The 24,717-nt window shown below is 72.6% G+C and carries 23 protein-coding genes; 9 read left to right on the top strand and 14 right to left on the bottom strand.

The window, feature by feature from the left end; all coding sequences use genetic code 11:
• The first annotated feature begins 130 nt into the window (after positions 1 to 130).
• From ACRAS8_RS21705 to ACRAS8_RS21695, 3 genes are read left to right on the top strand one after another with little or no spacing between them, the layout of a single operon-like run.
• Positions 131 to 1,606, top strand: coding sequence for an LCP family protein (locus ACRAS8_RS21705; RefSeq protein ID WP_438487659.1), 1,476 nt, complete (start codon positions 131 to 133; stop codon positions 1,604 to 1,606).
• Positions 1,603 to 2,055: a hypothetical protein gene (locus ACRAS8_RS21700; protein ID WP_438487658.1), complete on the top strand. Its 453-nt coding sequence runs from the start codon at positions 1,603 to 1,605 to the stop codon at positions 2,053 to 2,055. The genes ACRAS8_RS21705 and ACRAS8_RS21700 overlap by 4 nt, the downstream gene beginning before the upstream one ends.
• 55 nt (positions 2,056 to 2,110) lie before the next feature.
• Positions 2,111 to 2,713 carry a VanZ family protein gene (locus ACRAS8_RS21695; RefSeq protein ID WP_438487657.1) on the top strand — a complete coding sequence of 201 codons (603 nt, stop codon included), beginning with the start codon at positions 2,111 to 2,113 and terminating at the stop codon, positions 2,711 to 2,713.
• Positions 2,714 to 2,723: 10 nt separating this feature from the next.
• On the opposite strand, the gene ACRAS8_RS21690 is transcribed toward ACRAS8_RS21695, so the two are convergent.
• Positions 2,724 to 3,275, bottom strand: coding sequence for an acyl-CoA thioesterase (locus ACRAS8_RS21690; protein ID WP_438487656.1), 552 nt, complete (start codon positions 3,273 to 3,275; stop codon positions 2,724 to 2,726).
• A 303-nt stretch (positions 3,276 to 3,578) separates the two neighbouring features.
• On the opposite strand from ACRAS8_RS21690, the gene ACRAS8_RS21685 reads away from it, so the two are divergent.
• Entirely contained in the window at positions 3,579 to 4,889 is a 1,311-nt protein-coding gene (locus ACRAS8_RS21685; RefSeq protein WP_438487655.1) for an LCP family protein, read from the top strand.
• Between the two features lie 107 nt (positions 4,890 to 4,996).
• Here the strand turns inward: ACRAS8_RS21685 and ACRAS8_RS21680 are convergent, their stop codons facing one another.
• A complete protein-coding gene (locus ACRAS8_RS21680; RefSeq protein WP_438487654.1) occupies positions 4,997 to 6,184 on the bottom strand; it encodes an acyl-CoA dehydrogenase family protein in 1,188 nt (395 codons plus the stop codon).
• A gap of 206 nt (positions 6,185 to 6,390) precedes the next feature.
• Between ACRAS8_RS21680 and ACRAS8_RS21675 the strand changes: the two genes are divergently transcribed.
• On the top strand, positions 6,391 to 7,731 hold the full coding sequence (locus ACRAS8_RS21675) for a UDP-glucose dehydrogenase family protein (protein ID WP_438487653.1): 1,341 nt from the start codon (positions 6,391 to 6,393) through the stop codon (positions 7,729 to 7,731).
• Between the two features lie 560 nt (positions 7,732 to 8,291).
• Here ACRAS8_RS21675 and ACRAS8_RS21670 read toward each other — a convergent pair.
• From ACRAS8_RS21670 to ACRAS8_RS21660, 3 genes are read right to left on the bottom strand one after another with little or no spacing between them, the layout of a single operon-like run.
• Positions 8,292 to 9,467 carry a dipeptidase gene (locus tag ACRAS8_RS21670; protein ID WP_438487652.1) on the bottom strand — a complete coding sequence of 392 codons (1,176 nt, stop codon included), beginning with the start codon at positions 9,465 to 9,467 and terminating at the stop codon, positions 8,292 to 8,294.
• The gene (purE, locus tag ACRAS8_RS21665) at positions 9,464 to 10,006 is read right to left on the bottom strand and encodes a 5-(carboxyamino)imidazole ribonucleotide mutase (protein ID WP_438487651.1); all 543 of its coding nucleotides are present in this window, start codon (positions 10,004 to 10,006) and stop codon (positions 9,464 to 9,466) included. The genes ACRAS8_RS21670 and purE overlap by 4 nt, the downstream gene beginning before the upstream one ends.
• Positions 10,003 to 11,154 carry a 5-(carboxyamino)imidazole ribonucleotide synthase gene (locus ACRAS8_RS21660; protein ID WP_438487650.1) on the bottom strand — a complete coding sequence of 384 codons (1,152 nt, stop codon included), beginning with the start codon at positions 11,152 to 11,154 and terminating at the stop codon, positions 10,003 to 10,005. The genes purE and ACRAS8_RS21660 overlap by 4 nt, the downstream gene beginning before the upstream one ends.
• 100 nt (positions 11,155 to 11,254) lie before the next feature.
• Here ACRAS8_RS21660 and ACRAS8_RS21655 point away from each other — a divergent pair, with 100 nt between their 5' ends.
• The gene (locus ACRAS8_RS21655) at positions 11,255 to 11,695 is read left to right on the top strand and encodes a protease inhibitor I42 family protein (protein ID WP_438487649.1); all 441 of its coding nucleotides are present in this window, start codon (positions 11,255 to 11,257) and stop codon (positions 11,693 to 11,695) included.
• Positions 11,696 to 11,848: 153 nt separating this feature from the next.
• On the top strand, positions 11,849 to 12,358 hold the full coding sequence (locus ACRAS8_RS21650) for a GtrA family protein (protein ID WP_438487648.1): 510 nt from the start codon (positions 11,849 to 11,851) through the stop codon (positions 12,356 to 12,358).
• Positions 12,359 to 12,366: 8 nt separating this feature from the next.
• Here the strand turns inward: ACRAS8_RS21650 and ACRAS8_RS21645 are convergent, their stop codons facing one another.
• Complete coding sequence (locus tag ACRAS8_RS21645) at positions 12,367 to 13,614, bottom strand: ATP-binding protein (protein ID WP_438487647.1); 1,248 nt, start codon at positions 13,612 to 13,614, stop codon at positions 12,367 to 12,369.
• A 6-nt stretch (positions 13,615 to 13,620) separates the two neighbouring features.
• Positions 13,621 to 14,301 carry a response regulator transcription factor gene (locus ACRAS8_RS21640; protein ID WP_016575659.1) on the bottom strand — a complete coding sequence of 227 codons (681 nt, stop codon included), beginning with the start codon at positions 14,299 to 14,301 and terminating at the stop codon, positions 13,621 to 13,623.
• Positions 14,302 to 14,807: 506 nt separating this feature from the next.
• On the opposite strand from ACRAS8_RS21640, the gene ACRAS8_RS21635 reads away from it, so the two are divergent.
• On the top strand, positions 14,808 to 16,334 hold the full coding sequence (locus ACRAS8_RS21635; RefSeq protein WP_438487646.1) for a peptide MFS transporter: 1,527 nt from the start codon (positions 14,808 to 14,810) through the stop codon (positions 16,332 to 16,334).
• Between the two features lie 95 nt (positions 16,335 to 16,429).
• On the opposite strand, the gene ACRAS8_RS21630 is transcribed toward ACRAS8_RS21635, so the two are convergent.
• The 6 genes from ACRAS8_RS21630 to ACRAS8_RS21605 form a co-directional block, all read right to left on the bottom strand.
• A complete protein-coding gene (locus ACRAS8_RS21630; protein WP_438487645.1) occupies positions 16,430 to 17,869 on the bottom strand; it encodes a hypothetical protein in 1,440 nt (479 codons plus the stop codon).
• A gap of 7 nt (positions 17,870 to 17,876) precedes the next feature.
• Entirely contained in the window at positions 17,877 to 19,004 is a 1,128-nt protein-coding gene (locus ACRAS8_RS21625; protein ID WP_438487644.1) for a hypothetical protein, read from the bottom strand.
• Positions 19,005 to 19,048: 44 nt separating this feature from the next.
• The gene (locus ACRAS8_RS21620) at positions 19,049 to 20,122 is read right to left on the bottom strand and encodes a COG1470 family protein (protein WP_438487643.1); all 1,074 of its coding nucleotides are present in this window, start codon (positions 20,120 to 20,122) and stop codon (positions 19,049 to 19,051) included.
• Positions 20,123 to 20,141: 19 nt separating this feature from the next.
• Positions 20,142 to 20,864, bottom strand: coding sequence for an LPXTG cell wall anchor domain-containing protein (locus ACRAS8_RS21615; RefSeq protein WP_438487642.1), 723 nt, complete (start codon positions 20,862 to 20,864; stop codon positions 20,142 to 20,144).
• A gap of 234 nt (positions 20,865 to 21,098) precedes the next feature.
• Positions 21,099 to 21,602, bottom strand: coding sequence for an ATP-binding protein (locus tag ACRAS8_RS21610; protein WP_438487641.1), 504 nt, complete (start codon positions 21,600 to 21,602; stop codon positions 21,099 to 21,101).
• A 171-nt stretch (positions 21,603 to 21,773) separates the two neighbouring features.
• Positions 21,774 to 22,142 (bottom strand): STAS domain-containing protein, encoded by a 369-nt coding sequence (locus ACRAS8_RS21605; protein ID WP_438487640.1) that lies wholly within the window; start codon positions 22,140 to 22,142, stop codon positions 21,774 to 21,776.
• A 273-nt stretch (positions 22,143 to 22,415) separates the two neighbouring features.
• On the opposite strand from ACRAS8_RS21605, the gene ACRAS8_RS21600 reads away from it, so the two are divergent.
• Entirely contained in the window at positions 22,416 to 23,354 is a 939-nt protein-coding gene (locus ACRAS8_RS21600) for an RNA polymerase sigma factor SigF (protein WP_438487639.1), read from the top strand.
• Between the two features lie 165 nt (positions 23,355 to 23,519).
• On the opposite strand, the gene hutI is transcribed toward ACRAS8_RS21600, so the two are convergent.
• Positions 23,520 to 24,701, bottom strand: a complete 1,182-nt coding sequence (gene hutI / locus ACRAS8_RS21595; RefSeq protein ID WP_438487638.1) for an imidazolonepropionase — start codon at positions 24,699 to 24,701, stop codon at positions 23,520 to 23,522.
• Positions 24,702 to 24,717: the final 16 nt, after the last annotated feature.

Genomic DNA, 24,717 nt, shown 5'->3' with positions numbered 1-24,717 from the left:
TGCAGATCGTACGGGTTTACGGTGACCGGGTCCGTTCCGTGACGGGCTCCGCACCGTACCGGCCCGCGCCCCGCGCGGACCTGTCGGCCGGCCCCGCCGCCCCTGTCCCCGTCCACCGCGGAGGTGGCCCGTGCCCGTCCCCGCGCCGTCGACGTCCGCGCGCACCGTCCCGGGCCGGCGCCCCCGGCGGTCCCGGTGGCGCCGCCCGCGCCGGGGCCCCCGGGGGCCGCGCTGGGGACTGCGGATCAGCGCCGCGGCGACCGCCCTGCTGCTGTCCGCGAGCGGGGTGGGGCACGCCATGGTCACCGACGTGGAGACCGGGATCGGCCGGGTGGACGCCTTCCAGGGGATCAACGACCGGCCCGGGGTCGGCGCGGGGCTGACCTTCCTGGTCGTCGGCACCGACGGGCGGGACAAGCTGACCGACGAGGAGAAGGAGCGCTACCACCTGGGCGGCGACCCCTGCCACTGCACCGACACGCTGATGCTGGTGCACCTCTCCGGCGACCGGAGCCGCGCCAGCGTGGTGAGCCTGCCCCGCGACTCGTACGCCGAGGTGCCCGCCCACCAGGACGCCGACGGCCGGCGGCACCCCCGGCACGCGGTCAAGCTGAACGCGGCCTACGCCGAGGGCGGCCCCAACCTGACCGTGCGCACCGTCGAGCACATGACCGGGGTGCACATCGACCACTACCTGGAGGTCGACTTCACCAGCTTCATGCGGACCGTGGACGCGGTCGGCGGGGTGGAGGTCTGCTCCGTGCGGCCGCTGCGGGACCGCTATTCGGGGCTGGACCTGCCCGCCGGGACCTCGCGGCTCAACGGCGGCCAGGCCCTGCAGTACGTCCGCTCGCGCCATGTGGACGGCTCGGCTGACCTGGGCCGGATGCAGCGCCAGCAGCGTTTCCTGGCCGCGCTGCTGGACCGGATCACCTCGTCCGGGGTGCTGATGAACCCGGTCCGCTTCAAGGAGGTGGCGGACGCCATGCTGCGGTCCGTACGGGCCGACGACGGCTTCGGGGCGGGCGAGCTGGCCGATCTGGCACAGGCGATGCGCGGCTTCGGCCCGGCGTCGTCGGAGTTCGCGTCGGTGCCGCTGCGGGGCGAGGCGGAGAACGTGCCGGGGCTGGGCTCGACGGTGCGCTGGGACCCGGTGCAGGCGCCGAGGCTGTTCCGGGCGCTGCGCGAGGACCGGCCGTTCGCGGTGCACCGGCGTACGGCGGAGCCCGGCACGGTCGTGGACGTCCCGCCCGAGCAGGTACGGGTGCGGGTCGACAACGGCACCGGCCGCCGCGGGCTGGCCGCCCAGGTCACCCGGGAGCTGGCGGACACCGGCTTCGCCACCAGCGGCACGCCCGGCGACTCCGGGCACGGCGCGGCGCCGCGCACGGTGCTCTCCTACGACCCGCGCTGGGACCGTTCGGCGCGCTCGCTGGCCGCCGCGCTGCCCGGTGTCCGGCTGCGGCCGGTGGCCGGGCTGGGGCCGCTGATGCGGGTGACGGTCGGCGCGGACTTCCGGGCGGTGCGCCCGGTGCGGGCCGAGGAGCCGGCGCCGGCCCCCGGCACCCTGGCGGCGATCACCGGTGACCAGGCGGTGTGCCGATGACCGTGCCCGCGCCGCGCCGCACCGCCGGGGGGCCGCCGGCGGCCGGGCCGGACCGGCGGCGCCGGGCGGGCCGGGCCGCGGCCGCCGTCGCGGTGCTGGGCCTGCTGGCGGTGACCGCGGCGGCCGTCCCCTCGGCCCCGGCCGCGCCGACCGGCTGCGGGGTGCTGCTGCTCGGCCGGCTGTGCCTGCGCGGCCCGGTCGGCGCGACCGGCGTCTACACCGCCGTCTACCGGCGGGACGCGCCGGCGCCCGGCGAGATCCCGGTCCGGCTCGGCTACCAGCGCAAGAACTCCCGGATCACCGCGTTCCCCGGCTGGTTCGGCGCCGGGCGGACGCGGGGCGGGGTGCTCCGGTTGAGCGGGCGGGTGGAGATGCTGCCGGACGAATGCATCCGGGGCGTGATGGAGCACGCCGCGACGGTCTTCGTCACCAAGTGGAGCTGCGGCTGACGCCGGGCCGTGCGGCGTCCGGTGTCCGGAGGGTTTCGGAAAGGCGGTGCGGAGCATGTGGCGGGTCGTCCTGGCGATCACCCCGGCGACGGTGGTGCTCTTCCTGCTCGGGGCGCTGGCGCTGGCCCTGGGCCTGGCGCTGTGGGCGCTGCGGGCCCCGGGGCGGCGCGCCCCGCGCACGGCGGCCGGGGTGCTGCTGGCGGTCTGGCTGGTGCTGCTGCTGGGGGTCACCCTCGCCCCCGCGCAGCCGGTGGGCTCCGGCGACGCGACGTTCTGGTGGCGCCCCGGGGAGGGGCTGCTGGAGCTGGGCGCGCAGCTGGAGCCGGGCGAGGTGGCGATGCTGGTGCGGCGGCAGATCGCCGGGACGGCGCTGTTCGTCCCGGTGCCGCTGCTGCTGCGGTTCGCCGCGCCCCGCTGGTCGGCGGCCGGGGCGTTCCTGCTGGGGGTGGGGCTGGGCGTCGCCGTCGAGGTGGCGCAGCTGCTGATGCGGGCCGGGCGGGTGGCCGACATCGACGATGTGCTGTGCGCGGCGGCCGGGACCGTCACGGGGGCGGCGCTGGCGCTGCTGGCGAAGGGGACGGCGGCGGCGCTGCACCGCCGGGCGCTGCCCCGCCGGGCGGTCCGGCCGGCCGCGGCGCCCGCGCCGGAGGAGGCGTGAGGCGCCCGGGTCACTCATCTAGGCCCTCGGCGGCGCGCCGCTCGCGGAGTTCCCGGATGGCGCGGCGGCGGGCCAGCCGGTGCGTCCGGCGGATCTGGGCCTCCTGGTAGCGCCGCCTGTCGCGCTCGGTCTCGGGGAGGACCGGCGGCACCGTCCGGGGCTTGCCGTGCTCGTCGACGGCGGTGAAGACGAGGTAGGCGGAGCCGACCTGCTGGGCGGGGGTGGATTCGTTCCAGCGCTCGGCCAGCACCCGGACGCCGATCTCCATGGAGGACCGGCCGGTCCAGTTGACCTGGGCCTTGACGTGGACGAGGTCGCCCACCCGGACCGGCTCCAGGAACGCCATCTCGTCCATGGAGGCCGTCACCGCCGGGCCGCCGGAGTGCCGGCCCGCGACCGCGCCCGCGGCGTCGTCGACCAGCTTCATGATCACGCCGCCGTGCACCGTCCCGAGGAGGTTGGTGTCGGCCGCGGTCATGATGTGCGACAGCGTGGTGCGGGAGACGGAGGTGGGCTTGCCCGCGGGGGCGTCCTCCGGGGTGTGGGTGACGAGGTCGGTCATGGGGCCAAGGGTAAGCGGGGCCGTACGGTCCCGTACGGCGCGGGGCGGCGGGAGCGGGCCGGCGTGACGCGGGTCTCGCCGGCCGCGTGACGCGGGTCTCGTCGCGGGCGTGAGATGCCTCTCCCGCCCTCCGTCGGAAACCATCCGGAATGGATGCTTCCGTTGGTCGCGGCCGGAATCGCCGGGCCCTTCGCGGTATGGCCCGTTAGCGCTCCGCCGCTTTGCATCAGCTCTGCAACAGCCACGGCCCGATCCCGTACCCGCCCTATGGAGCGGACCCCCGTGGCGTGCACACTTCCCCGTATGAATGAGTGGCCCCAAGGACGGTCCGGCGACCAGAGCGGCAACCGGTACGGACGCGGCAGCAGCGGCGAGCCGGAGGGTGCGCGCGCCATGCCGCACGTACGGCGCGACGCAGGCCCCGGCTACGGGCGCAGCGAGCCCCCGCTGCCGCCCTCGCTCTCCCCGCGGCGCGGCGGCGGCAGCGCGCCGCGGCAGTCCCAGGGCTACTCCCAGGGCTACGACGACTACGACAGCGGCTACAACACCGGCCAGGTCTACGGGGGCGGCGGCCGGGGCGGCCGCGGCACCGGTGCCGGAGGCCACGACGGCGACGGCTACAGCTCCCGGCCGCGCCCGCGCTGGGGCCGCCGCATCAAGTGGACGCTGATCACCCTGGTCGTGGTGGTGCTGGCCGCCTCCGTCGGCACGTACTTCTGGGCGGACGGCAGGCTGCGCCGCGAGGTGGACCTGAGCAAGGTCATCGACCGTCCCGCGGCCGGCGACGGCACCAACTACCTCATCGTCGGGTCGGACAGCCGCGAGGGCATGACCGACGAGCAGAAGCAGAAGCTGCACACCGGGTCGGCCGAGGGCAAGCGCACCGACTCGATGATGATCCTGCACGACGGCAGCAACGGCCCGACCCTGATATCCCTGCCCCGCGACTCCAACGTCGAGATCCCCTCGTACGTCGGCTCCACCTCCGGCAAGCAGTACCCGGCGCGCGGGCGGCACACCAAGCTGAACGCGACCTACGCCGAGGACGGCGCCCCCCTGCTGGTCCGCACCGTCGAGCACAACACCCACCTGCGCATCGACCACTACGTCGAGATCGGCTTCGCCGGCTTCGCCAACATCGTCGACGCGATCGGCGGTGTGGAGATGGACATCCCCAAGGCCTTCAAGGACAAGGACTCCGGCGCCGACTTCAAGGCCGGCACGCAGACCCTCGACGGCCAGCAGGCGCTCGCCTTCGTCCGGACCCGGCACGCCTTCGCCTCCCAGGACCTGGAGCGCACCAAGAACCAGCAGAAGTTCCTGGCCACCCTGGCGAAGCAGACCGCCACGCCGGGCACCGTCCTGAACCCCTTCAAGCTCTACCCGACGCTCGGTGCCGGCCTGGACACCCTGATCGTCGACAAGGACATGAGCCTGTGGGACCTGGGCCAGATGTTCTTCGCGATGAAGGACGTCACCAGCGGCAACGGCAAGTCGATGAACATGCCGATCTCCGGCAGCGCCGGCGGCAACCTGGTCTGGGACCAGGCCAAGCTCAAGCAGCTCGTCCAGCAGCTCAACAACGACGAGCCGGTCACCGTCTCCGGCAACTGACCGGACCGGCCGCCACGCCACCACGAGGAGGGGCCCCGACCGCAACCGCGGCCGGGGCCCCTCCTCGTACCACCGCTCCTCGTAGCACCGCGCGGAGCGGACGCGCCCTACGGCAGGTTCCTGGCCATCACGATCCGCTGAACCTGATTCGTGCCTTCATAAATCTGCGTGATCTTGGCGTCCCGCATCATCCGCTCCAGCGGGTAGTCGCGGGTGTAGCCGTAGCCGCCGAGCAGCTGGACCGCGTCGGTGGTGATCTCCATGGCGGCGTCCGAGGCGTAGCACTTGGCCGCGGCGCCGAAGAACGTCAGGGCCTCGCCCTTGGCGCCGGCCGAGACGCGCTCGGAGCGGGCCGCCGCGGCGTAGGTGAGCTGGCGGGCCGCCTCCAGCTTCATCGCCATGTCGGCGAGCATGAACTGGACGCCCTGGAAGTCGCCGATCGGCTTGCCGAACTGCTTGCGCTCCTGGACGTAGCCCTTGGCGTAGTCCAGCGCGCCCTGGGCGATGCCGAGCGCCTGGGCCGCGATGGTGATGCGGGTGTGGTCCAGGGTCTTCATGGCGGTGGCGAAGCCGGTGCCCTCCGCGCCGATCATGCGGTCGGCGGGGATGCGGACGTTGTCGAGGTAGACCTCGCGGGTCGGGGAGCCCTTGATGCCGAGCTTCTTCTCCGGCGCGCCGAAGGAGACGCCCTCGTCGTCCTTCTCGACGACGAACGCCGATATGCCCCTGGAGCGCTTCTCCGGGTCGGTGACGGCCATGACGGTGTAGTAGTCCGACACCCCGGCGTTGGTGATCCAGCGCTTGACGCCGTTGAGGACGTAGAAGTCCCCGTCCCGCACCGCCTTCGTCTTCATCCCCGCCGCGTCGGAACCGGCGTCCGGCTCGCTCAGGCAGTACGAGAACATCGCGTCGCCCTTGGCCAGCGGCGCCAGGTACGTCTTCTTCAGCTCCTCGCTCCCGGAGAGGATCACCGGGAGCGAACCGAGCTTGTTGACCGCCGGGATCAGGGACGAGGAGGCGCAGACCCGGGCGACCTCCTCGATGACGATCACGGTCGCCAGCGCGTCGGCACCGGCGCCGCCGTACGACTCCGGTACGTGCACGGCGTGCAGGTCGTTGGCGACCAGCGCGTCCAGGGCCTCCTGCGGGAAGCGAGCCTCCTCGTCCACGGCGGCGGCGAACGGCGCGATCTTCGCCTCGGCGAGCGAGCGCACCGACTCGCGGAGCATGTCGTGCTCCTCGGACGGCCGGTACAGATCGAAATCAGCGGCCGCGTTCTTTCCCGATGGCGCCAAGGTCTCTCACTCCCCAGAGGTGCCGGCAGTGCTAACTACCGTTAAGTAACCCTTACTGAGAAGGGATTCTAGGGCGGAGGGCGGGGCCGCCGATAGGTGAGGTTGCCGACAGTCCGCCGGGGGCGCACCGCGTGCGGGAAGGGTCCGTTCCGTGCGCGGATATGCTCGGTCGGCATCGCTTTCCGTCAGACCCATGGAGCCCCGCAATGGCCCTCAAGATCACCGTGATCGGCACCGGCTACCTCGGTGCCACCCACGCCGCCGCCATGGCCGAGCTGGGCTTCGAGGTACTGGGCCTGGACGTGCAGCCCGAGAAGATCGAAATGCTCCGCCGGGGCGAGGTGCCGATGTACGAGCCGGGCCTGGAGGAGCTGCTGCGCCGCCATGTCGCCGGCTTCGACGGCTCCACCGGCCGGCTGCGCTTCACCACCTCCTACGAGGAGGCCGGAGCCTTCGGCGACGTCCACTTCGTCTGCGTGAACACCCCGCAGAAGCACGGCGAGTACGCCTGCGACATGTCCTACGTCGAGGCCGCCTTCGACTCCCTGGCACCGCATCTGACCCGCCCGGTGCTGGTGGTCGGCAAGTCGACGGTGCCGGTGGGCAGCGCGGCCCGGCTCGCGCAGCGGCTGGCGGCCGCCGCGCCCGCGGGCGCCGACGCCGAGCTGGCCTGGAACCCGGAGTTCCTGCGCGAGGGCTTCGCCGTCCAGGACACCCTGCACCCCGACCGGATCGTGGCCGGCGTCACCAGCGAGCGGGCCGAGGCGCTGCTGCGCGAGGTCTACGCCACCCCGATCGCCGAGGGCTCCCCGTTCATCGTCATGGACTACCCCACCGCCGAGCTGGTGAAGACCTCCGCCAACTCCTTCCTGGCCACCAAGATCTCGTTCATCAACGCCATGGCCGAGGTGTGCGAGGCCGCCGGCGGCGACGTGGTGAAGCTGGCCGAGGCGATCGGCCACGACGAGCGGATCGGCAAGAAGTTCCTGCGGGCCGGCATCGGCTTCGGCGGCGGCTGCTTGCCCAAGGACCTGCGGGCCTTCATGGCGCGCGCCGGTGAGCTGGGCGCCGACCAGGCCCTGACGTTCCTGCGCGAGATCGACTCGATCAACATGCGGCGCCGCGGCCACATGGTCGAACTGGCCCGGGACGCGGTGGGCGGCAGCTTCCTCGGCAAGCGGGTCGCGGTCCTCGGCGCGACCTTCAAGCCCGACTCGGACGACGTCCGCGACTCCCCCGCCCTCAACGTCGCCGGCCAGATCCACCTCCAGGGCGGCCAGGTCACGGTCTACGACCCCAAGGGCATGGCCAACGCGAAGAGGGTCTTCCCGACCCTCGGTTACGCGGAGAGTGCCCTGGAAGCGGTGCGCGGTGCGCATGTCGTCCTGCACCTGACGGAGTGGCGCGAGTTCCGGGAACTCGACCCCGGCGTGCTCGGCGAGGTTGTCGCCGAACGGAGCGTCCTGGACGGCCGCAACGCGCTGGATCCGGCGTTGTGGCGCAAGGCCGGGTGGCTCTACCGAGCCCTTGGACGTCCGTCCGCCTAGCGAAATTCCTTCCCTCGCTTTTCGGCTTTCCCGCCGTAGGGGTTCGCCGCGTCTTTTGCGCCTGCGGCGCATCGGGGTTCCGCTGCGCGGGGCTGTTCGGCCGCGGTGCCGGGCCTCCGGGGCAGGGGTGTGCCGGACTGCTTCGCTTTACGTCCGGCACACCCCTGCCCCTCCGACCCGTCCCCTCCCGTGGGTGGTCATGAAGACGGTGAGTGGGGGTCGACCTCACTGGTCCCCTGACGGCCACTCATCAAAGGGGCACCCCCTCGGCAACGGTCACCCATCAGTCCAGGGCCTGCACTGACCCACCGGGCAGGTAGCCCAACTGGCCTGAAAACCACCCCTCAACGGGAGGGGACGGGTCGGAGGGGGTGGTGTGCCGGACGTAAAGCGAAGCAGTCCGGCACACCACCCCCGGAGGCCCGTCACCGCACCCAACAGCCCCGCGCAGCGGACAACAAGCCCGCGAAGCGGGCCGGACACGCCCCGCGCAGCGGATCGGCGCCGCAGGCGCAAAGACAAAGACCCCCGCGGCGGGGAACCCAACAACGTGGGAACCCCTAGCGGAGCGTGGCGTTCGACGGCCCCCGTCGAGCCCCCTCGGCACGAGCGACATCCTCCGCGTCGCGGAGGACACGCACGGCGTTGCGCCACGTCAGCTTCGCCAGGTCGGCCTCCGACCACTTCCGGTCGAGGAGTTCCGCGACAAGTCGCGGATAGCTCGCGACATCCGCGAGATCGGACGGCGTGAACGCCGTGCCGTCGTAGTCGCCGCCGATGCCGACATGGTCGATGCCCGCGACCTCGCGCATGTGGTCGAGATGGTCGGCGACGGTCGCCGCGGTGGCCGCCGGGCGGGGGTTCGCGGCCTCGAAGGCGCGCTGGACGGCCATGCCACGCTCGGTGGTGTCGAGGTGGTGCAGGCCGTGGGCGCGCATGTTCGCGTCGGCGCGCAGGGTCCACTCGACCGCGGCGGGCAGGACGAACTTCGGGACGAAGGTGGCCATCGCGACGCCACCGTTGGCCGGGAGTTGGGCCAGGACGTCGTCGGGGATGTTGCGCGGGTGGTCGCAGACCGCGCGGGCGGAGGAGTGCGAGAAGATCACCGGCGCGGTGCTGACACGCAGGGCGTCGCGCATCGTGTCGGCCGAGACATGCGAGAGATCAACCAGCATCCCGCAGCGGTTCATCTCGCGGACGACCTCTTCGCCGAAGGCCGACAGGCCGTGGTGGCGGGGGGTGTCGGTCGCGGAGTCCGCCCAGTCGTTGTTGTCGTTGTGGGTGAGCGTCATGTAGCGGACGCCCAGGGCGTGGAAGGCCCGCAGGGTGGCCAGGGAGTTGTTGATCGAGTGGCCGCCCTCGGCGCCCATGAGGGAGGCGATGCGGCCCTCGGCGCGGGCCGCCTCCATGTCGTCGGCGGTGGCCGCCAGGCGTAGGTCGGCTGCGTAACGGGTGGTCAACTGCCGTACGGCGTCGATCTGTTCCAGGGTGGCGCTGACGGCGTGGTCGCCGGTGTAGTCGGAGCGTACGTACACCGACCAGAACTGTGCGCCGACCCCGCCGGCGCGCAGCCGGGGGATGTCGGTGTGCAGGTGGGTGCTCTGGTCGGTGGCGACGTCGCGCCGGTCGAGGTCGTAGCGGACCTGTTCGCGCAGGGCCCAGGGAAGGTCGTTGTGGCCGTCGACGACCGGCCAGCGGGCGAGCAGGTCCCGGGCGGCGTCCAGGGCGGCCGTCACTTGCCGCCCCCGAAGCCGAAGCCGGCCGTGCCCGCGACCTTGTTGCGCAGCCGCTTGCCCTTCTCGGTGGCCTGGTCGTTCAGCTCCTGCTGGAAGTCCCGCATGCGGGCGAGGAGTTCGGGGTCGTGGGCGGCGAGCATCCGGGCGGCGAGCAGTCCGGCGTTGCGCGCGCCGCCGACCGAGACGGTGGCGACCGGGACGCCGGCCGGCATCTGGACGATGGAGAGGAGGGAGTCCATGCCGTCGAGGTACTTGAGGGGGACGGGGACGCCGATGACCGGGAGGGGGGTGACGGAGGCGAGCATGCCCGGCAGGTGGGCGGCTCCCCCGGCGCCGGCGATGATCGCCTTCAGGCCGCGGCCGGCGGCCTGCTCGCCGTAGGCGATCATCTCGTGCGGCATGCGGTGGGCGGAGACGACGTCGACCTCGTAGCGGATCTCGAACTCCTCCAGGGCCTGGGCGGCGGCCTCCATGACGGGCCAGTCGGAGTCCGAGCCCATGACGATGCCGACGACAGGGGAACTCGCTGCGCTGCTCATTCGGTGATCGTTCCTCGCAGGTATCCGGCGGCGTGCGCGGCGCGCTCACGCACATCCGCCAGGTCGTCGCCGTAGGTGTTGACGTGCCCGACCTTGCGGCCCGGCTTCACGTCCTTGCCGTACATGTGAATCTTCAACTGCGGATCGCGTGCCATGCAATGGAGGTACGCCGCATACATGTCGGGGTAGTCGCCGCCGAGGACGTTGGCCATCACCGTCCAGCGGGCGCGCGGGCGCGGGTCGCCGAGCGGGAGGTCGAGGACGGCGCGGACGTGGTTGGCGAACTGCGAGGTGATCGCGCCGTCCTGGGTCCAGTGGCCGGAGTTGTGCGGGCGCATGGCCAGCTCGTTGACGAGGACGGCGGGGGCGCCGCCGGCGTCCCGGACCTCGAACAGCTCGACCGCGAGGTGCCCGACGACGCCGAGTTCGTCGGCGATCCGCAGGGCGAGCTGCTGGGCGTGGGTGGAGAGCTCGTCGGAGAGGCCGGGGGCCGGGGCGATCACGGTGTCGCAGACGCCGTCGACCTGGACGGACTCGACGACCGGGTAGGCGACGGCCTGGCCGTGCGGGGAGCGGACGACGTTGGCGGCCAGTTCGCGGACGAAGGGGACCTTCTCCTCGGCCAGGACGGGCACTCCGGCGAGGAATGGTTCCTGCGCCTCCTTGGAGGATCGCACCAGCCAGACGCCCTTGCCGTCGTAGCCCCCGCGGACGGTCTTGAGGATCACGGGGAAGCCCGCGCCCTCGGCCGCGAAGCGCTCCACGTCGGCGGGGTCGGAGACGATGCGGTGGCGCGGGCAGGGCACACCGATGGCGTCCAGCTTCGCCCGCATCACCCCCTTGTCCTGGGCGTGCACCAGCGCGTCCGGGCCGGGGCGGACGGGGATGCCGTCGGCCTCCAGGGCCCGCAAGTGCTCGGTGGGCACGTGCTCGTGGTCGAAGGTGAGCACATCGCAGCCGCGGGCGAACGCGCGGAGGGTGTCCAGATCGCGGTAGTCGCCGACGACGACTTCGCTGACCACCTGCGCCGCCGAGTCCTGCGGGGTGTCACTGAGGAGCTTGAACTTGATACCGAGGGGGATACCCGCCTCGTGGGTCATACGGGCGAGCTGACCGCCGCCGACCATGCCGACTACCGGGAACGTCACGCCCCCAGGGTAGCCGCCCGGCGGTCGTGCACCCGACCCGGAGTTGGAGGATCGTCCGAGAGGCGCGTTCGAGGGCGATCGGTCGACAGGGGGAGGCCGCATGGAGAGCGGCGGCATAACGAGGAACTCCCGGGCGCTGGTGACCGCCGTCGCGGTCACCGCCCTGCTGATCGCCCTGTACTCGGTGATCAGCCGGCTGTCAGGACCCGAGGTGTTCGGCCCCGGCGACACCGAGATCTCGGTCTCCGCCGGCGACCGCTTCACCATCGAGGTGCCCGACGATCCCGGCGACGGCTACCACTGGATCGTCGCCGCCCCGCGGCCGGATCCGGCCGTTCTGCGGGCCGCCGGGCAGCGGCGGACCGCACCGGACGACGGCGCCGGCCCGCCGTCCGCCGGCCAGCACTCCCTGGCGCTGGACTTCGAGGCGGGCCGCCCGGGCCGCACCGACCTGCGACTGCTGCGCTGCCTGCGGTGTACGGCGGGGGTGGCGGACGAGCCGGGCGCCGATGTCCTCAACTTCCGCGTGACGGTGGGGTGATGGCCGATCGCGGAACGTGATGGCCGATTCCGTACGGGGGTGTACGGGAGAGACCGTCCGGGTCTCGCGCTCCGGCGGGCGTGGTTAGCATGAGGGTGCCCGACCGGGTCGCCGGCCCGCCTACCGCCCACGACGGGGAGCTGAACGATCACCATGAGTGAACGGAGCGCGCTGCGCTCACGGCTGGAGGGCCTGGTCCGGGAAGTCGTGAAGTTCGGCGCCGTCGGCGGCGCGGGCGTCGTGGTGAACTTCGCGGTCTTCAACCTCGTCCGGCACCTGACCGAACTGCCCGTCGTCCGGGCGAGCATCGTGGCGACGGTGGTGGCCACCTTCACCAACTACGTCGGCTACCGCTACTTCGCCTACCGGGACCGCGACAAGCGCGGCCGGACCCGCGAGCTGACGCTGTTCCTGCTGTTCAGCGTGGTCGGCCTGGTCATCGAGAACGGCATCCTCTACGCCGCGACCTACGGCTTCGGCTGGGACGCCCCGCTGCAGAGCAACGTCTTCAAGTTCCTGGGCATCGGCATCGCCACGCTCTTCCGCTTCTGGTCGTACCGCACCTGGGTCTTCCGGGCGCTGCCCGCCCGGGAGGCGGTGCAGACCGCGGAGTCGTTCCTGGCGGACGACTCCCGGCTGCCGAGCGGCGCCGCCCGGAAGTAGCGCCCGGCTCACTCCTCGGTGAGCTCGCCCTCCCGGGCCAGGAACAGCGCGAAGACCGGCGGGTGCTGCTGGAGGAGCTCCAGCCGTCCGCCGTCCGCCTCGGCCAGGTCGCGGGCGACGGCGAGCCCGAGGCCGGTGGAGTTGCGGCCGGAGACGGTCCGTTCGAAGACCCGGGAGCCGAGGTCCGGCGGGACCCCGGGGCCGGCGTCGGTGACCTCGACGACGGCCTGATTGCCGGTGACGCGGGTGCGCAGGGCGACCGTACCGTCGCCGTGCATCAGGGAGTTCTCGATCAGGGTGGCCAGCACCTGGGCGACCGCGCCCGGGGTGCCGACGGCCCGCAGGCCCTTCTTGCCGGAGCGGACGATGGCCCGTCCGGCGCTGCGGTAGGCCGGGCGCCACTCCTCGATCTGCTGCTTGACGACCTCGTCGAGGTCGAAGGCGACGGCCGAGCCGGTCCGCGGGTCCCGGGAGTTGGTCAGCAGCCGCTGGACGACGTCCGTCAGCCGCTCCACCTGGGCCAGCGCGATGGTGGCCTCCTCCTTCACGGTGTCCGGGTCGTCGGTGAGGGTGATCTCCTCCAGCCGCATGGACAGCGCGGTCAGCGGGGTGCGCAGCTGGTGGGAGGCGTCGGCGGCCAGCCGCCGCTCGGCGGTGAGCATCCGCGCGATCCGCTCGGCGCTGGCGTCGAGAACGTCGGCGACCCGGTCGAGTTCCTGGACGCCGTAGCGGCGGTGGCGGGGCCGGGGGTCGCCGGAGCCCAGCCGCTCGGCGGTCTCGGCGAGGTCGGTGAGGGGGGCGGTGAGGCGGCGGGCCTGCCGGATGGCGAGCACCACGGCGGCCAGGATCGCCAGCAGGGCGACGGCGAGGATCACCAGCAGCGTCCGGCCGATCTCCGCGCTGACCGTGGCCCGGGACTCCTGGACGGTGACGGACTCGCCGCGGTCGCCGCGCACCTCGGACCGGATCACGTCGCCGGACGGACGCCGGCCGATCTCGATCTTCGGCTTGCCGGGCACCTTGATCTCGGCGTAGCGGTGGGCGGTGATCTGCTCCGAGAGGATCTCCGGGGTGATCTTCTCGTTGCTGCCGAGCCGGCTCTCGACTATCCCGACCAGCCGGACCGCCTCGGACGCCACGGACTCCTGCGCGCCGGACTGGATCGTGCGGGTCTCGACGATCACCAGGGAGACGCCGAAGACGGCGATGACGACGAGCACCACGGCGAGCGTGGAGTTGATCAGTCGGCGGCGCACGGGCCCCTAGCTCTTTTCGAAGCGGAAGCCGACCCCGCGGACGGTGGCGATGTACCGGGGGTTGGCGGCGTCGTCCCCGAGCTTCTTGCGGAGCCAGGAGATGTGCATGTCCAGCGTCTTGGTGGACGACCACCAGGTGGTGTCCCAGACCTCGCGCATCAGCTGGTCGCGGGTGACGACCCGGCCGGCGTCCCGCACCAGCACCCGCAGCAGGTCGAACTCCTTCGCCGTGAGCTGGAGTTCCTCGTCGCCCATCCAGGCGCGGTGCGACTCGACGTCGATCCGCACGCCGTGGGTGGCGGGCGGCTGCTGGGGCTCGGCGGTGGAGCCGCGGCGGAGCAGGGCCCGGACCCGGGCGAGGAGTTCGGCGAGCCGGAAGGGCTTGGTGACGTAGTCGTCGGCGCCGGCGTCGAGGCCGACGACGGTGTCCACCTCGTCGGCGCGGGCGGTCAGCACCAGGATGGGGAAGGAATGGCCTTCGTTGCGCAGGCGGCGGCAGACCTCAAGACCGTCCATACCGGGCAGCCCGAGATCCAGGACCACCAGGTCGATATTGCCCTGGAGACCGGCGTCGAGCGCCGTCGGGCCGTCCTCACGCACCTCGACGTCGTAACCCTCGCGGCGCAGGGCGCGGGCGAGCGGCTCCGAGATGGACGCGTCATCCTCGGCGAGCAGTACACGGGTCATGGGCCGATGGTAGTCCGATGTACCGAGGACGAGGGGCGGACCAGCACGGATGGGCGACAGCGGGGCCCGGTCCGCGCCCCGCTCATGCGCCCGGGACGCGGGCGCGCGGGCGCGGGCGTGGTCGCACAGAGGGCTGTAAAGGGTTCCCGGGCGGAGTGTGAGCGTTCTCTCACCACTCCCAACGGACTGCCGAGCGGACGTATGGTGTCCGGAACGTCCAACGCACTACCCGGGATCCGAGGCGCCGCACTGACGCCGTCGGTCCTTGTTGTGTGCGGGCCCGGCATCCCGGTTCCGTGCACGGTGCACGACCTGTCGACCGGGTCCGCCGGCCGCCTCGCCGCGGCACGGGGGGCGTGGATCCGGTGTTCGCCCTGCCCCGGCCCTCCTTGGGGAGCGCCGACCCTCCGGACGTGAGGGCGGGCAGGACGGCGACGGTGCCGGTCATCCCCCACCCGGGCGCCCACCGAGTCCTCGGAGGCGTCCCGAGAAGCATAGGAACCACCATGGCGTCCAGCCTGACGAAGGACGCCGCCCAGCAGGGAACCCCTGCGAACGGCGGCAAGACCTTCTTCGGCCACCCCCGCGGCCTGGCCACTCTCTTCATGACCGAGATGTGGGAGCGCTTCAGCTTCTACGGCATGCGTGCCCTGCTCGTCCTGTACCTGATCTCCGGTGGTGCGGACGCCAAGGTCGGCTCGCAGGGCGGCGGTCTCGCCATGACGGCGGTCTCCGCCTCGGCGATCTACGCGGTCTACATGGCCCTGGTGTACCTGCTCGCCATGCCCGGCGGCTGGTTCGGCGACCGGGTCTGGGGTCCCCGCAAGACGGTGATCGTCGGCTCGTGCGTGGTCATCGCGGGCCACATCGTCCTGGCCGTCCCCGGCCCGACGTTCTTCGCCGGTCTGGCGATGGTGGCATGCGGCTCCGGCCTGCTGAAGTCCAACATCTCCACGATGGTGGGCCACCTCTACGACGGCCCGCAGGACCCGCGCCGGGACGGCGGTTTCACCGTCTTCTACATGAGCATCAACATCGGGTCCATGGCCGCCCCGATCGTCATCGGCGGCATCGGCCAGGGCATCAACTGGCACCTGGGCTTCGCGACCGCGGCGCTGGGCATGGCGCTGGGTCTGGTCCAGTTCCTCATCGGCACCCGGAACCTCAGCCCGAGGAGCAGCCAGGTCCCGAGCCCGCTGGCCGCCCAGGAGCGCACCAGCTGGCTGCGCAAGGGCCTGATCTGGGCCGCGGTCGCCGCGGTCTTCTACGGGATCGTCGCCGGCACCGGCCACTTCACGCTCAACTGGGCGCTGATCCCGCTGGCCGTCATCGGCATCTGCGTCCCGTGCTTCGTGCTGCTGCGCATCAAGCGGGACAAGGAGCTGACGGCGGGCGAGCAGGCCAAGGTCAGCAGCTACGTGTGGTTCTTCGTCGCCGCCGCGGTCTTCTGGATGATCTTCGACCAGGCCGGTTCGACGCTGAACATCTTCGCCGAGAAGAACACCGCGGAGTCGGTCTTCGGCTGGGCCTACCCCTCCTCGTTCCTGCAGTCGGTCAACCCGATGTGGGTGTTGGTCCTGGCCCCGGTCTTCGCCTCGGCGTGGCTGGCGCTGGCCCGCCGCAACCGTGAGCCCAGCACGCCGGTGAAGTTCGCCATGGCGATGGTGCTGATCGGCGCCTCGTACTTCTTCTTCCTGGTGCCGATCGCCATGTCCTCGGACGGCACCAAGGTCAGCCCGATGTGGCTGATCACCGTCTACGGCCTGCAGACGATGGGCGAGCTGTGCCTGTCCCCGGTCGGCCTGTCGGTGACGACGAAGCTGGCGCCGCAGAAGTACGCCAGCCAGATGATGGGTGTCTGGTTCCTCGCCGTCACCGCGGGCGACAGCGTCATCTCCCTGGTGTCCATCGGGGGTGCGGACCTCAGCGGTGTGGGGGTGCTCGTCACCGAGGCCGCGCTGGCCGTCCTGGCCGGTTTCGCGGTCTTCATGTACCGCAAGAAGATCACCCCGCTCATGGGGGACGTGCACTGATTCGTTCCCGGTAGCGTCCGCTCCCGGTAGCGGAGATAACGGAGAAGGGGCCCGGCGCGCTGGTGCGTGCCGGGCCCTTTCGTATGCCAGTTCCCTCAGCGGCGCAGTCGCCGCGGGGTGAAGGTGAGGGCCGCGGCGCCGAGCAGGACGACGGTGCCGGCGAGCAGGCCGAGGGCGGTCAGCGCGCCGTGGTCGGCCGCGCCGGTCCGGGCCAGGCCGCCCGTACTGCCGCTGCCGCCGGAGACACTGGCCGGTCCGGCCGAGCCGCCGCCGGAGGACGTGCCGCCCCCGGTGGACGTGCCGCCCGAGGTGCCGCCGGGCTGCGCCGCGGTGTCCAGGGTGAGCGAGGCGCCGGGGTCCTTCTCCGGGGTGCAGGTGGTGGTCGTCCCGAGGGCGTTGACGGTCAGCACGCCCGGGGTGAGCGTGGCCCGTCCGGTGGCGCCGGGCTTGTAGCCGCCCTTGAGGTCGGGGATCGCGATGGGCTGGCCGGCCTTGATGGGCCGGGCGTTGGTGGGGCCCTCGACCTTGACGGTGCCCTTGTCGGCGCCGCCCACCTTCACGTCCATCGACGGCTTGACCGAGTTCGCGGGGATGTCCGCCGGGCTGTCCATGACGGACTTGGCGAAGTGCACCGTCAGGTCGTAGGCGCCGCCCTTCTTGACGCCGTTGATCTGGACCGGCGAGGTCGCCTTCTTGTCGCCGATGGGCGTCTTGCAGGCGTACGGGACCTGCACCTCCTTGCCCTTGTAGGCGGTGCCGTCGGGGTCGCCGCCGGAGCCGCCGGTGGAACCGGAGGTGCCGGAGCTGCCGCCGGTGCCGCCGGTGGAACCGGAACCTCCGCTGCTGCCGCCGGAGGTGGTGCTACCGGCGCTCGTCCCGCCGCTGCCCGTTCCCCCACCGGTCGTGCCGCCGCTGGTCGTCCCCCCGTTCGTGCCGCCGGAGGAGCCGCCGCCGTCCGTGACCTTGATGGTGACCGCCGGATGCACCGTCTCCTTGGGCGCGCACTTGGTGTCCGTGGAGATCGGCTTGCTGACGTTGATGTTGTACGCACCGGGCGTCAGCGTGACCTCCCCGGGCGCGGTGAGTTTCAGCGTGCCCTTCATGGCGGACAGTTTCATCGGGCTGTTCTTCGGGATCGGCGGGTTCTGCCGCGGGCCCTGTACCGCCAGGTCCCCGGTCTGCGCCCCGGCGACCTTGAGCGTGCCGGTCGGCTGGACGGTGTCCTTGTCCAGATCGAGGATGCCGGGGTTCTGCGAGGCCGCCTGGACCGTCGTCCAGACCACCTCGACCGCGTCGCCGACCTTGGCGGTCGCGGGCGCGCTCACCTCGACCCTGGTGGTGCCCTCGACGGGCGGCAGCCCCGATATCGGCGGCGGCTGACATTCCGTCAGGTACGCCACCTCGGCCGCCCGGGCGGGCCCGGCGGCGGTCACCACACCCACCCCGGCGAGCACCAGCGCGGCCGCCGCGGCGGCCGCCGCTCGTCTGTGCTGCCCGGTCGGCCCGGCGGGCCTGGTCAACCTCATCAGCGTCATCACGTCATCACGAACCTTTCGACGGGGGTCGTTCGGTTGCGGTGGTGGACGGTGCGGTGTCCGGGGTGAACCACGGCAGTACGGGGGCACCGTCCGGTGCGGCGCCCGTACCAGTGCCGGGATTCCTGTCGTACGCGTCGTCGTACTCGTAGGCGTCACCGCGCTCGTACGCATCGTCGTGCTCGTACGCGTCCCGCCGCCGGTGCCGCTGCGGACGGGGCGGGCGGACACGGTCGACGACCGCCATCCCGATCCGGAACACCGCCGCCGGGACGACGAGGCACAGCAGCAGCCAGAAGAGCGTCACGCCCCACGGCCGGCCGACCTCCCACGGCTGCTCGACCAGCAGCCTGCCGCCGTACTTGAGGGAGACCAGATAGTCCCCGTGCGCCCCGGCGGCCAGCTCCACCGGGAGCCGGACCTCGGCCTTCCGCCCGGCGGGGACCGTCCCCCGCCACCGCTGGTCGTCCCACCGGGGCGCGAAGACGCCGTGCGAGGTGCCGACCTGGAAGACCGGGTCCTTGGCCGGCACCGAGCCCAAGTTGCCGACGGTGACGGTCAGTTCGCGCTGCGGCGGGGCGCCGAACCAGGTGAGGAGTCCGCTGCTGCCGGTCAGCCGGGGCTGCGCCAGGACGGCCAGGCGGCCGGCGCTGACGTCCTGGGGCAGCGGCGCGACCGGGTGCCCGGCCACCTTGAACGCGGCGTCCGCGGCGGCCGCCGGGCCGGTCACGGCCGCCACGTGCACCACGCAGGGGCAGGGCTTGGGCGGTTCGGCGACCGGCAGCCGCGTGGCGAACGCGCCCCGGTCGTCGGTGGTGGCGGTCCGGCCGTCGCCGTTGGCACAGGAGTTGGTGCCGCCGATCATGTTCTGTCCGCAGATCAGCAGCGTCAGCAGGGTGTGCGGGCGCCAGCCGCGCCCGGTGACGGTGACGTTGCCGCCGGCGCCCGCCTGGCGCTGCGAGACCGCCGCGGTCGGCGGGTCGGCTGCCGTGGCGGCGTACGCGGCCGCCACGGCCGGACCGGGCGGGAGGACCGGGAGCAGCGCGAGGACGAGGGGGACGAGGGCGGCGAGCCGGGCGGGGGCACGGCGGCGGCGCCGGGCACCTGCCCCGCCCGTCCCACTGACCCCACCCACCTCGTGCTTCTCTCCACTCCCGCCCGCGTCGTGCCCCTCGCCGTTCACCTGCGCACCCCTGATCCCGTCCTCGTGACCGTCGCGCTTCCCGTCGTCGTGACATCCGGTGTCGGGGGTCCGTTCCTCGGGCCCGGTACGGCGGCCCCGGGCGTCCCGTCCGCCCGTCGCGCGCCGCCGGCCGCCTCGTCCGGCATTCCCCTGCCGTCGCCCGTACGGCCCGTACCACCCGCAGAGCCCGTACGGCCGGTGCGCCTGCGACGTCGTACGACCGCCCAGCCGACCCCGCCGGCGGCCAGGAGGACGAGCAGTGCGGCCCCGGCGCCCCAGGGGACGGGGACGTACGAGGCGGTCGCGGTGCCGTGTGCGCCGTCCGCCGCGGTGGCGGTGAGGCGGATGTCGGCCGCGTCCAGGGCCGGCGGATCGGGCCAGGTCTCGGTCCGGTCGGCGCGGGCGCCGGGCGGCAGGACGCCGGGCAGGGTGCGGGCGGTGCGGCGCAGCAGGGGCCCGAAGAGGCCGTCGGCGCGGACCGCCAGCCGCGGCCGGAGGGCGGTGTTGCCGCGGTTGACCAGGGTGTAGTGGATCAGCACGGCGCTCCCCCGCCGGGTCACCGACACCTGCTCGACGGTGAGCGCGGACAGCGTGGGCCCGGTCACCCGCAGCCGGACCGGGATACGGGTCCGTGCGCCGGGCGCGGTCCCGGTGACGGTGAGCGTGCCGGGGTGGCTGCCTGGGGCGGCGGTGCGTGGCACGGCCACCGTGAACGGGACACTGGCCCGCGTCCGCGGCGGAACCGTCAGCTCCGGAGTGCCGAAGGCGAGCCACGCCCCGGCGCCGTCCCCACCGTCCCCGCCGTCGCCGGCCAGGCGTACGGTGACCGGCCGGCCGGACGGGTTGCGGACGGCCAGCCGGTCGGTGAGGGCGGCGCCCGGCGGGCCCTCCAGATAGAAGGACGTCCGGGCGGTCCCGGTGGGCGCGGCGGACCAGCCCGGCGCGGCGGGGCCGGACGGCCCGGCCCGGGCGGCGGCGGGCGGTGCGGCCGCGGCCGCCGCGGGGGCCGGCAGGACGACGGCGGCCGCGAGGACCGCGCCGGTGGCCGCGGTGCGGGGACGGAACGGCATCGGCGGCTCCCGGTGCGGGTCAGGCGCGTTGGTGGCGGCGGGTCAGCCAGAGGACGCCGGCGGCGCCGGTGAGCAGCACGGTGCCGCCGAGAGTGCCCAGGGCGAGGGCGGAGTCCGCCGGTCCGGTCTGCGGCAGCCGGCCGCCGCCGGTCGAGCCGCCGGCCGCCGCGGCGCCCCCGCTGCCGCCCGAACTGCCGGAACCGCCGCCGCCTTTCACGTCCAGGGTCAGCGAGGGCTTGGGGTGGTTGCTCGGGGTGCAGGTGGTGGTGGTGCCCAGCGCCTTGATGGTGAGCGTGGCGGCGGTGAAGGTGACCTTCCCGCTCGCCTTCGGGGTGTAGGTACCGCTCAGGTCGCTTATCTTGATCGGCGTGTTGGCGGGTATCGCCTGGGCGTTGGGCGGTCCGGTGACCTGCACGGTGCCGTGCTCCGCGCCGCCGAGCTGGATCAGGGCGCTGGGCTTCATGGCGCCTTTGCCCAGTTCGACGGGGCTGGAGGAGACGCCCTTCTGGAAGGACATCACGAGTTGGTACGCCCCGCCGGCGGGCGTTCCCTTGATGTCTATGGGCGAGACCGCCCCCTTGTTGCCGATCGGCGTTTTGCACTGGTAGTTGACGTCGACGATCGCGGCGTGCGCGGCGGGCGCGGTGAACAGCACCGCGGAACCGGCCGCCGTCACCGCGGCCACGGCCAGCCCGGCCGCCCGCCGCGGCCGCCTGCCGTGCTGTGCGTGGAAGCGGGCCACCTCGAGTTCCCCTTCTCCCGGTTCGGCGCGCCGCCGGATGTTACTGACGGCACATCAGATTGGGCGCTCAAGGTACGCCCGGGAGGTTGCCGAGGGAAGGCACCGCACAGCCCCGATGCCGGGCGGCGGCCGGATCCGTCCGGAAGGGGGTTCGCCCCTGCCCCGAACGGCTCCGGGAACGCGGAAGCGCGGGCCCGCGGGCCCGCGCTCACTCTCTTCCCGTTCGCCGTCCTTTCAGGAGGGCGCGGCCAGTTCCGCCCAGACGGTCTTGCCCGCGCCGTCGGCGTTGCGCACCACGCCCCAGTCCAGGCACAGCCGTTGCACGATGAACATGCCGTGGCCGCCGGGCCGTCCGGGGCGGTGCGGGCTGCGCGGCGCCGGGGAGCCCGCGCCCAGGTCGCTGACCTCCAGGCGGATCACCTTGGCCGCGCAGCGCAGCCGCAGCTCCTCGGGGCCCTCGGCGTGCAGGCAGGCGTTGGTGACCAGCTCCGAGACGACGAGCAGGACGTCCTCGGCCGCGGCCCGCTGGTCGGCGGTCGCGGCCGGCAGCCAGCCCCAGTCGTGCAACGCCTCCCGGGCGAAGTCGCGGGCCCGTGCCACGGCGCCCCGGGCGCCCGCCAGGCGCAGCCGGCGGATCTGACCCGACGGGACGGCGGCGGAGGCTCCGGCGGCGGGAGCGCCGGCGCCGCCCGGCTCCGGGCCGAGATCGCCCGGCGGGTACGGCCGGGTGGTGCTCATCAGCGCTTCACCTCACCGATTCGCCTGTTCACGGACAACAGATAACTGACTGATTCAACGGATTCAGGTGTCTCCTGCCCGACCGGACCGTGAGAACACCCACTTCTTGGGTACGGAAGTTGTGACTCCGACTACGCGCCCGGAACGTATCCTTCCGGACATCGCGGCCGGTCAATCGGCCAGGGCCGCGTCGAGCGAGTCGTGCACGGTGAAAACCGCTTCCGCGCCGGTGATCTCGAATACCCGGGCCACCACGGGTTGCATCCGGGCCAGATGGACGCCGCCGCCGGCGGCCTCCGCTTTCAGCCGGGCACCGAGCAGGACGTTGAGTCCGGTGGAGTCCATGAATTCGAGCGGTGAGCAGTCCACCACGAGGCGTGCATATCCGTCGTCGACACAGCCTTCCAGCGATTCCCGCAGCAGATCCGCGGTGTGGTGATCCAACTCACCCGCGACGGTCACGACCGCGCTGGCGCCGTGATGGCGGATCTCGACGTGAAGCCGACCCCGGCTTGCACTGCCGACCGTCCCGCGGTCCATGCGAGCGCACCCCTCTTGCTGCCTAGACGACTGTTTTGGTGACGACCATTGCCCATGACTGCGCGCGTCGAACCCTACGCCTTCCTGACGCCCGTCGGTAGCCGTAGACCGGGCATAGCGCAGGATTGCGGACAAGACGCACTTGCCTTCTTCCATCGAAGCCAGGTAGGCGTAGAAGGACACATTCGAAACGGCCGGCTTTGGAGGCGCCGCACACCGCAGCTTCACGCAGAGGCTTCGGCAGCCATATGCCGAGAACGATGGAGGAGACACATGTCACCCCGGCTCGACGAATTGCGCATCGAGGACGAGCAGAGCCCCGCATCGTCGACACCTCGGTCCGATGTGACCGGACTCATTCCTTCCCAGTCGCACGCCGCGGCCGCAGAGCCGGTGAGCGTGCCCGACATCGACGGACTGCCCGAAATCCCACCGTTCGACGAAGTGGGTCCGGTGGACGCGCGGGCCCTGTCGAAAACCCTCTTCGAGCGCCTGGAATCGCTGGAAGAAGGCACCCACGAATTCGCGTACGTCCGCAACACCCTGGTCGAGCTCAACCTCGCGCTGGTGAAGTTCGCGGCCTCCCGGTTCCGCTCCCGCAGTGAGCCCATGGAGGACATCGTCCAGGTCGGCACGATCGGTCTGATCAAGGCCATCGACCGTTTCGAGCTCAGCCGCGGCGTGGAGTTCCCGACGTTCGCGATGCCGACCATCGTCGGCGAGATCAAGCGTTTCTTCCGCGACACCAGCTGGTCCGTGCGGGTTCCCCGGCGTCTTCAGGAACTCCGTCTGGATCTGGCCAAAGCGGGCGACGAACTGGCGCAGAAGCTGGACCGGGCACCCACGGTCGGCGAACTCGCCGAACGCCTCGGCATCACCAAGGACGAGGTCGTCGAAGGGATGGCCGCGAGCAACGCCTACACCGCGAGCTCGCTGGACGCCCAGCCCGAGGAGGACGACAGCGAGGGCGCGCTGGCCGACCGGATCGGTTATGAGGACAACGGCCTCGAAGGCATCGAATACGTCGAATCGCTGAAGCCGCTGATCGCCGAACTCCCCTCGCGCGACCGGAAGATCCTCTCGCTGCGATTCGTGGCCAATATGACGCAGTCCGAGATCGGCGAGGAACTGGGCATTTCCCAGATGCACGTCTCCCGGCTGCTCTCCCGCACCCTCGTCCGGCTCCGCAAGGGGCTGATGATCGAGGAATAGCCTCCGCGGTCGGGGCCGGTCCCCGAGGCCGGCGGACGCCCGTGCACACGAGGGCCCGCCCCGGAATCGTCCGGGACGGGCCCTCTGTGTGTCCGCGGCACCGCGCGCCGTCCTGTGCCCGCGGCTCCGCGCGCCGTCCTGTGCCCGCGGCTCCGCGCGCCGTCCTCAGAGGCGAACGCCCTTGTGCCAGACGTCCGTTACCAGCGGCACGCCCGGCCGGTAGGCGAGGTGGACGTGGGACGGGGCGTCCAGCAGGAGCAGGTCGGCGCGGGCGCCGGGGGCGATCCGGCCGACGTCGTCCCGGCGCAGCGCCCGGGCGCCGCCTGCGGTCGCCGCCCACACCGCCTCGTCGGGCGTCATCCGCATGTCGCGGACGGCCAGCGCGATGCAGAACGGCATCGAACTGGTGAAGGACGAGCCGGGGTTGCAGTCGGTGGAGAGCGCGACGGTGGCGCCGGCGTCGAGCAGCGGGCGGGCGTCGGGCCACTGGGCGCGGGTGGAGAACTCGGCGCCCGGGAGGAGCGTGGCGACGGTGCCGGACTGGGCCAGCGCGTCGATGTCGGCGGAGGTCAGGTGGGTGCAGTGGTCGGCGGAGGCGGCGCCCAGTTCGACGGCGAGCTGGACGCCGGGGCCGTGGCCGAGCTGGTTGGCGTGCACCCGCGGCACCAGGCCCCTGGCCTTGCCGGCGGTGAGGACGGCGCGGGCCTGGTCGCCGTCGAAGGCGCCGCGCTCGCAGAAGACGTCGACCCAACGGGCGTGCGGGGCACAGGCGTCGAGCATCGGTCCGGTGACCAGCTCGACGTAGCCGGCCGGGTCGTCGGCGTAGTCGGGCGGGACGATGTGGGCGCCGAGGAAGGTGACCTCATCGGTGTGGGCGGCGGCGATCCGCACCGCGCGGGCCTCGTCCTCGACGCTGAGGCCGTAGCCGGACTTGATCTCCTGGGTGGTGGTGCCCTGGCGGAGGCCCTCGGCGAGGTAGCGGGCGACGTTGGCGTGCAGGGCGTCGTCGGCGGCCGCGCGGGTGGCGGCGACGGTGGTGCGGATGCCGCCCGCGGAGTAAGGGCGGCCGGACATCCGGGCGTTGAACTCCTCGGTGCGGTCGCCGGCGAAGACCAGGTGGGAGTGGGAGTCGACGAAGCCGGGCAGGCCCGCCCGGCCGGCCGCGTCGACGGCGTTGTCGGTGGCGGGTGCTTTGCTTGAGGGACCGACCCAGGCGATGCGGTCGCCGTCGACGACGACCGCCGCGTCCTGGATCAGACCGAGGGGGCCTTCACCGAGGGAGGGGTCGTTGGTGACGAGCTGGGCGATGTGGGTGATGGCGGTGGTCGGCGCGGAGGTCGTCGTCATCGCGGGGGTGTTCTCC

It is taken from the genome of Streptomyces sp. S186 (assembly GCF_051603415.1).
In the GTDB taxonomy this organism is placed as follows: Bacteria; Actinomycetota; Actinomycetes; order Streptomycetales; family Streptomycetaceae; genus Streptomyces.
Note: the sequence above shows the minus strand (reverse complement) of the source record. Positions and strands in the feature narration are given on the sequence as shown.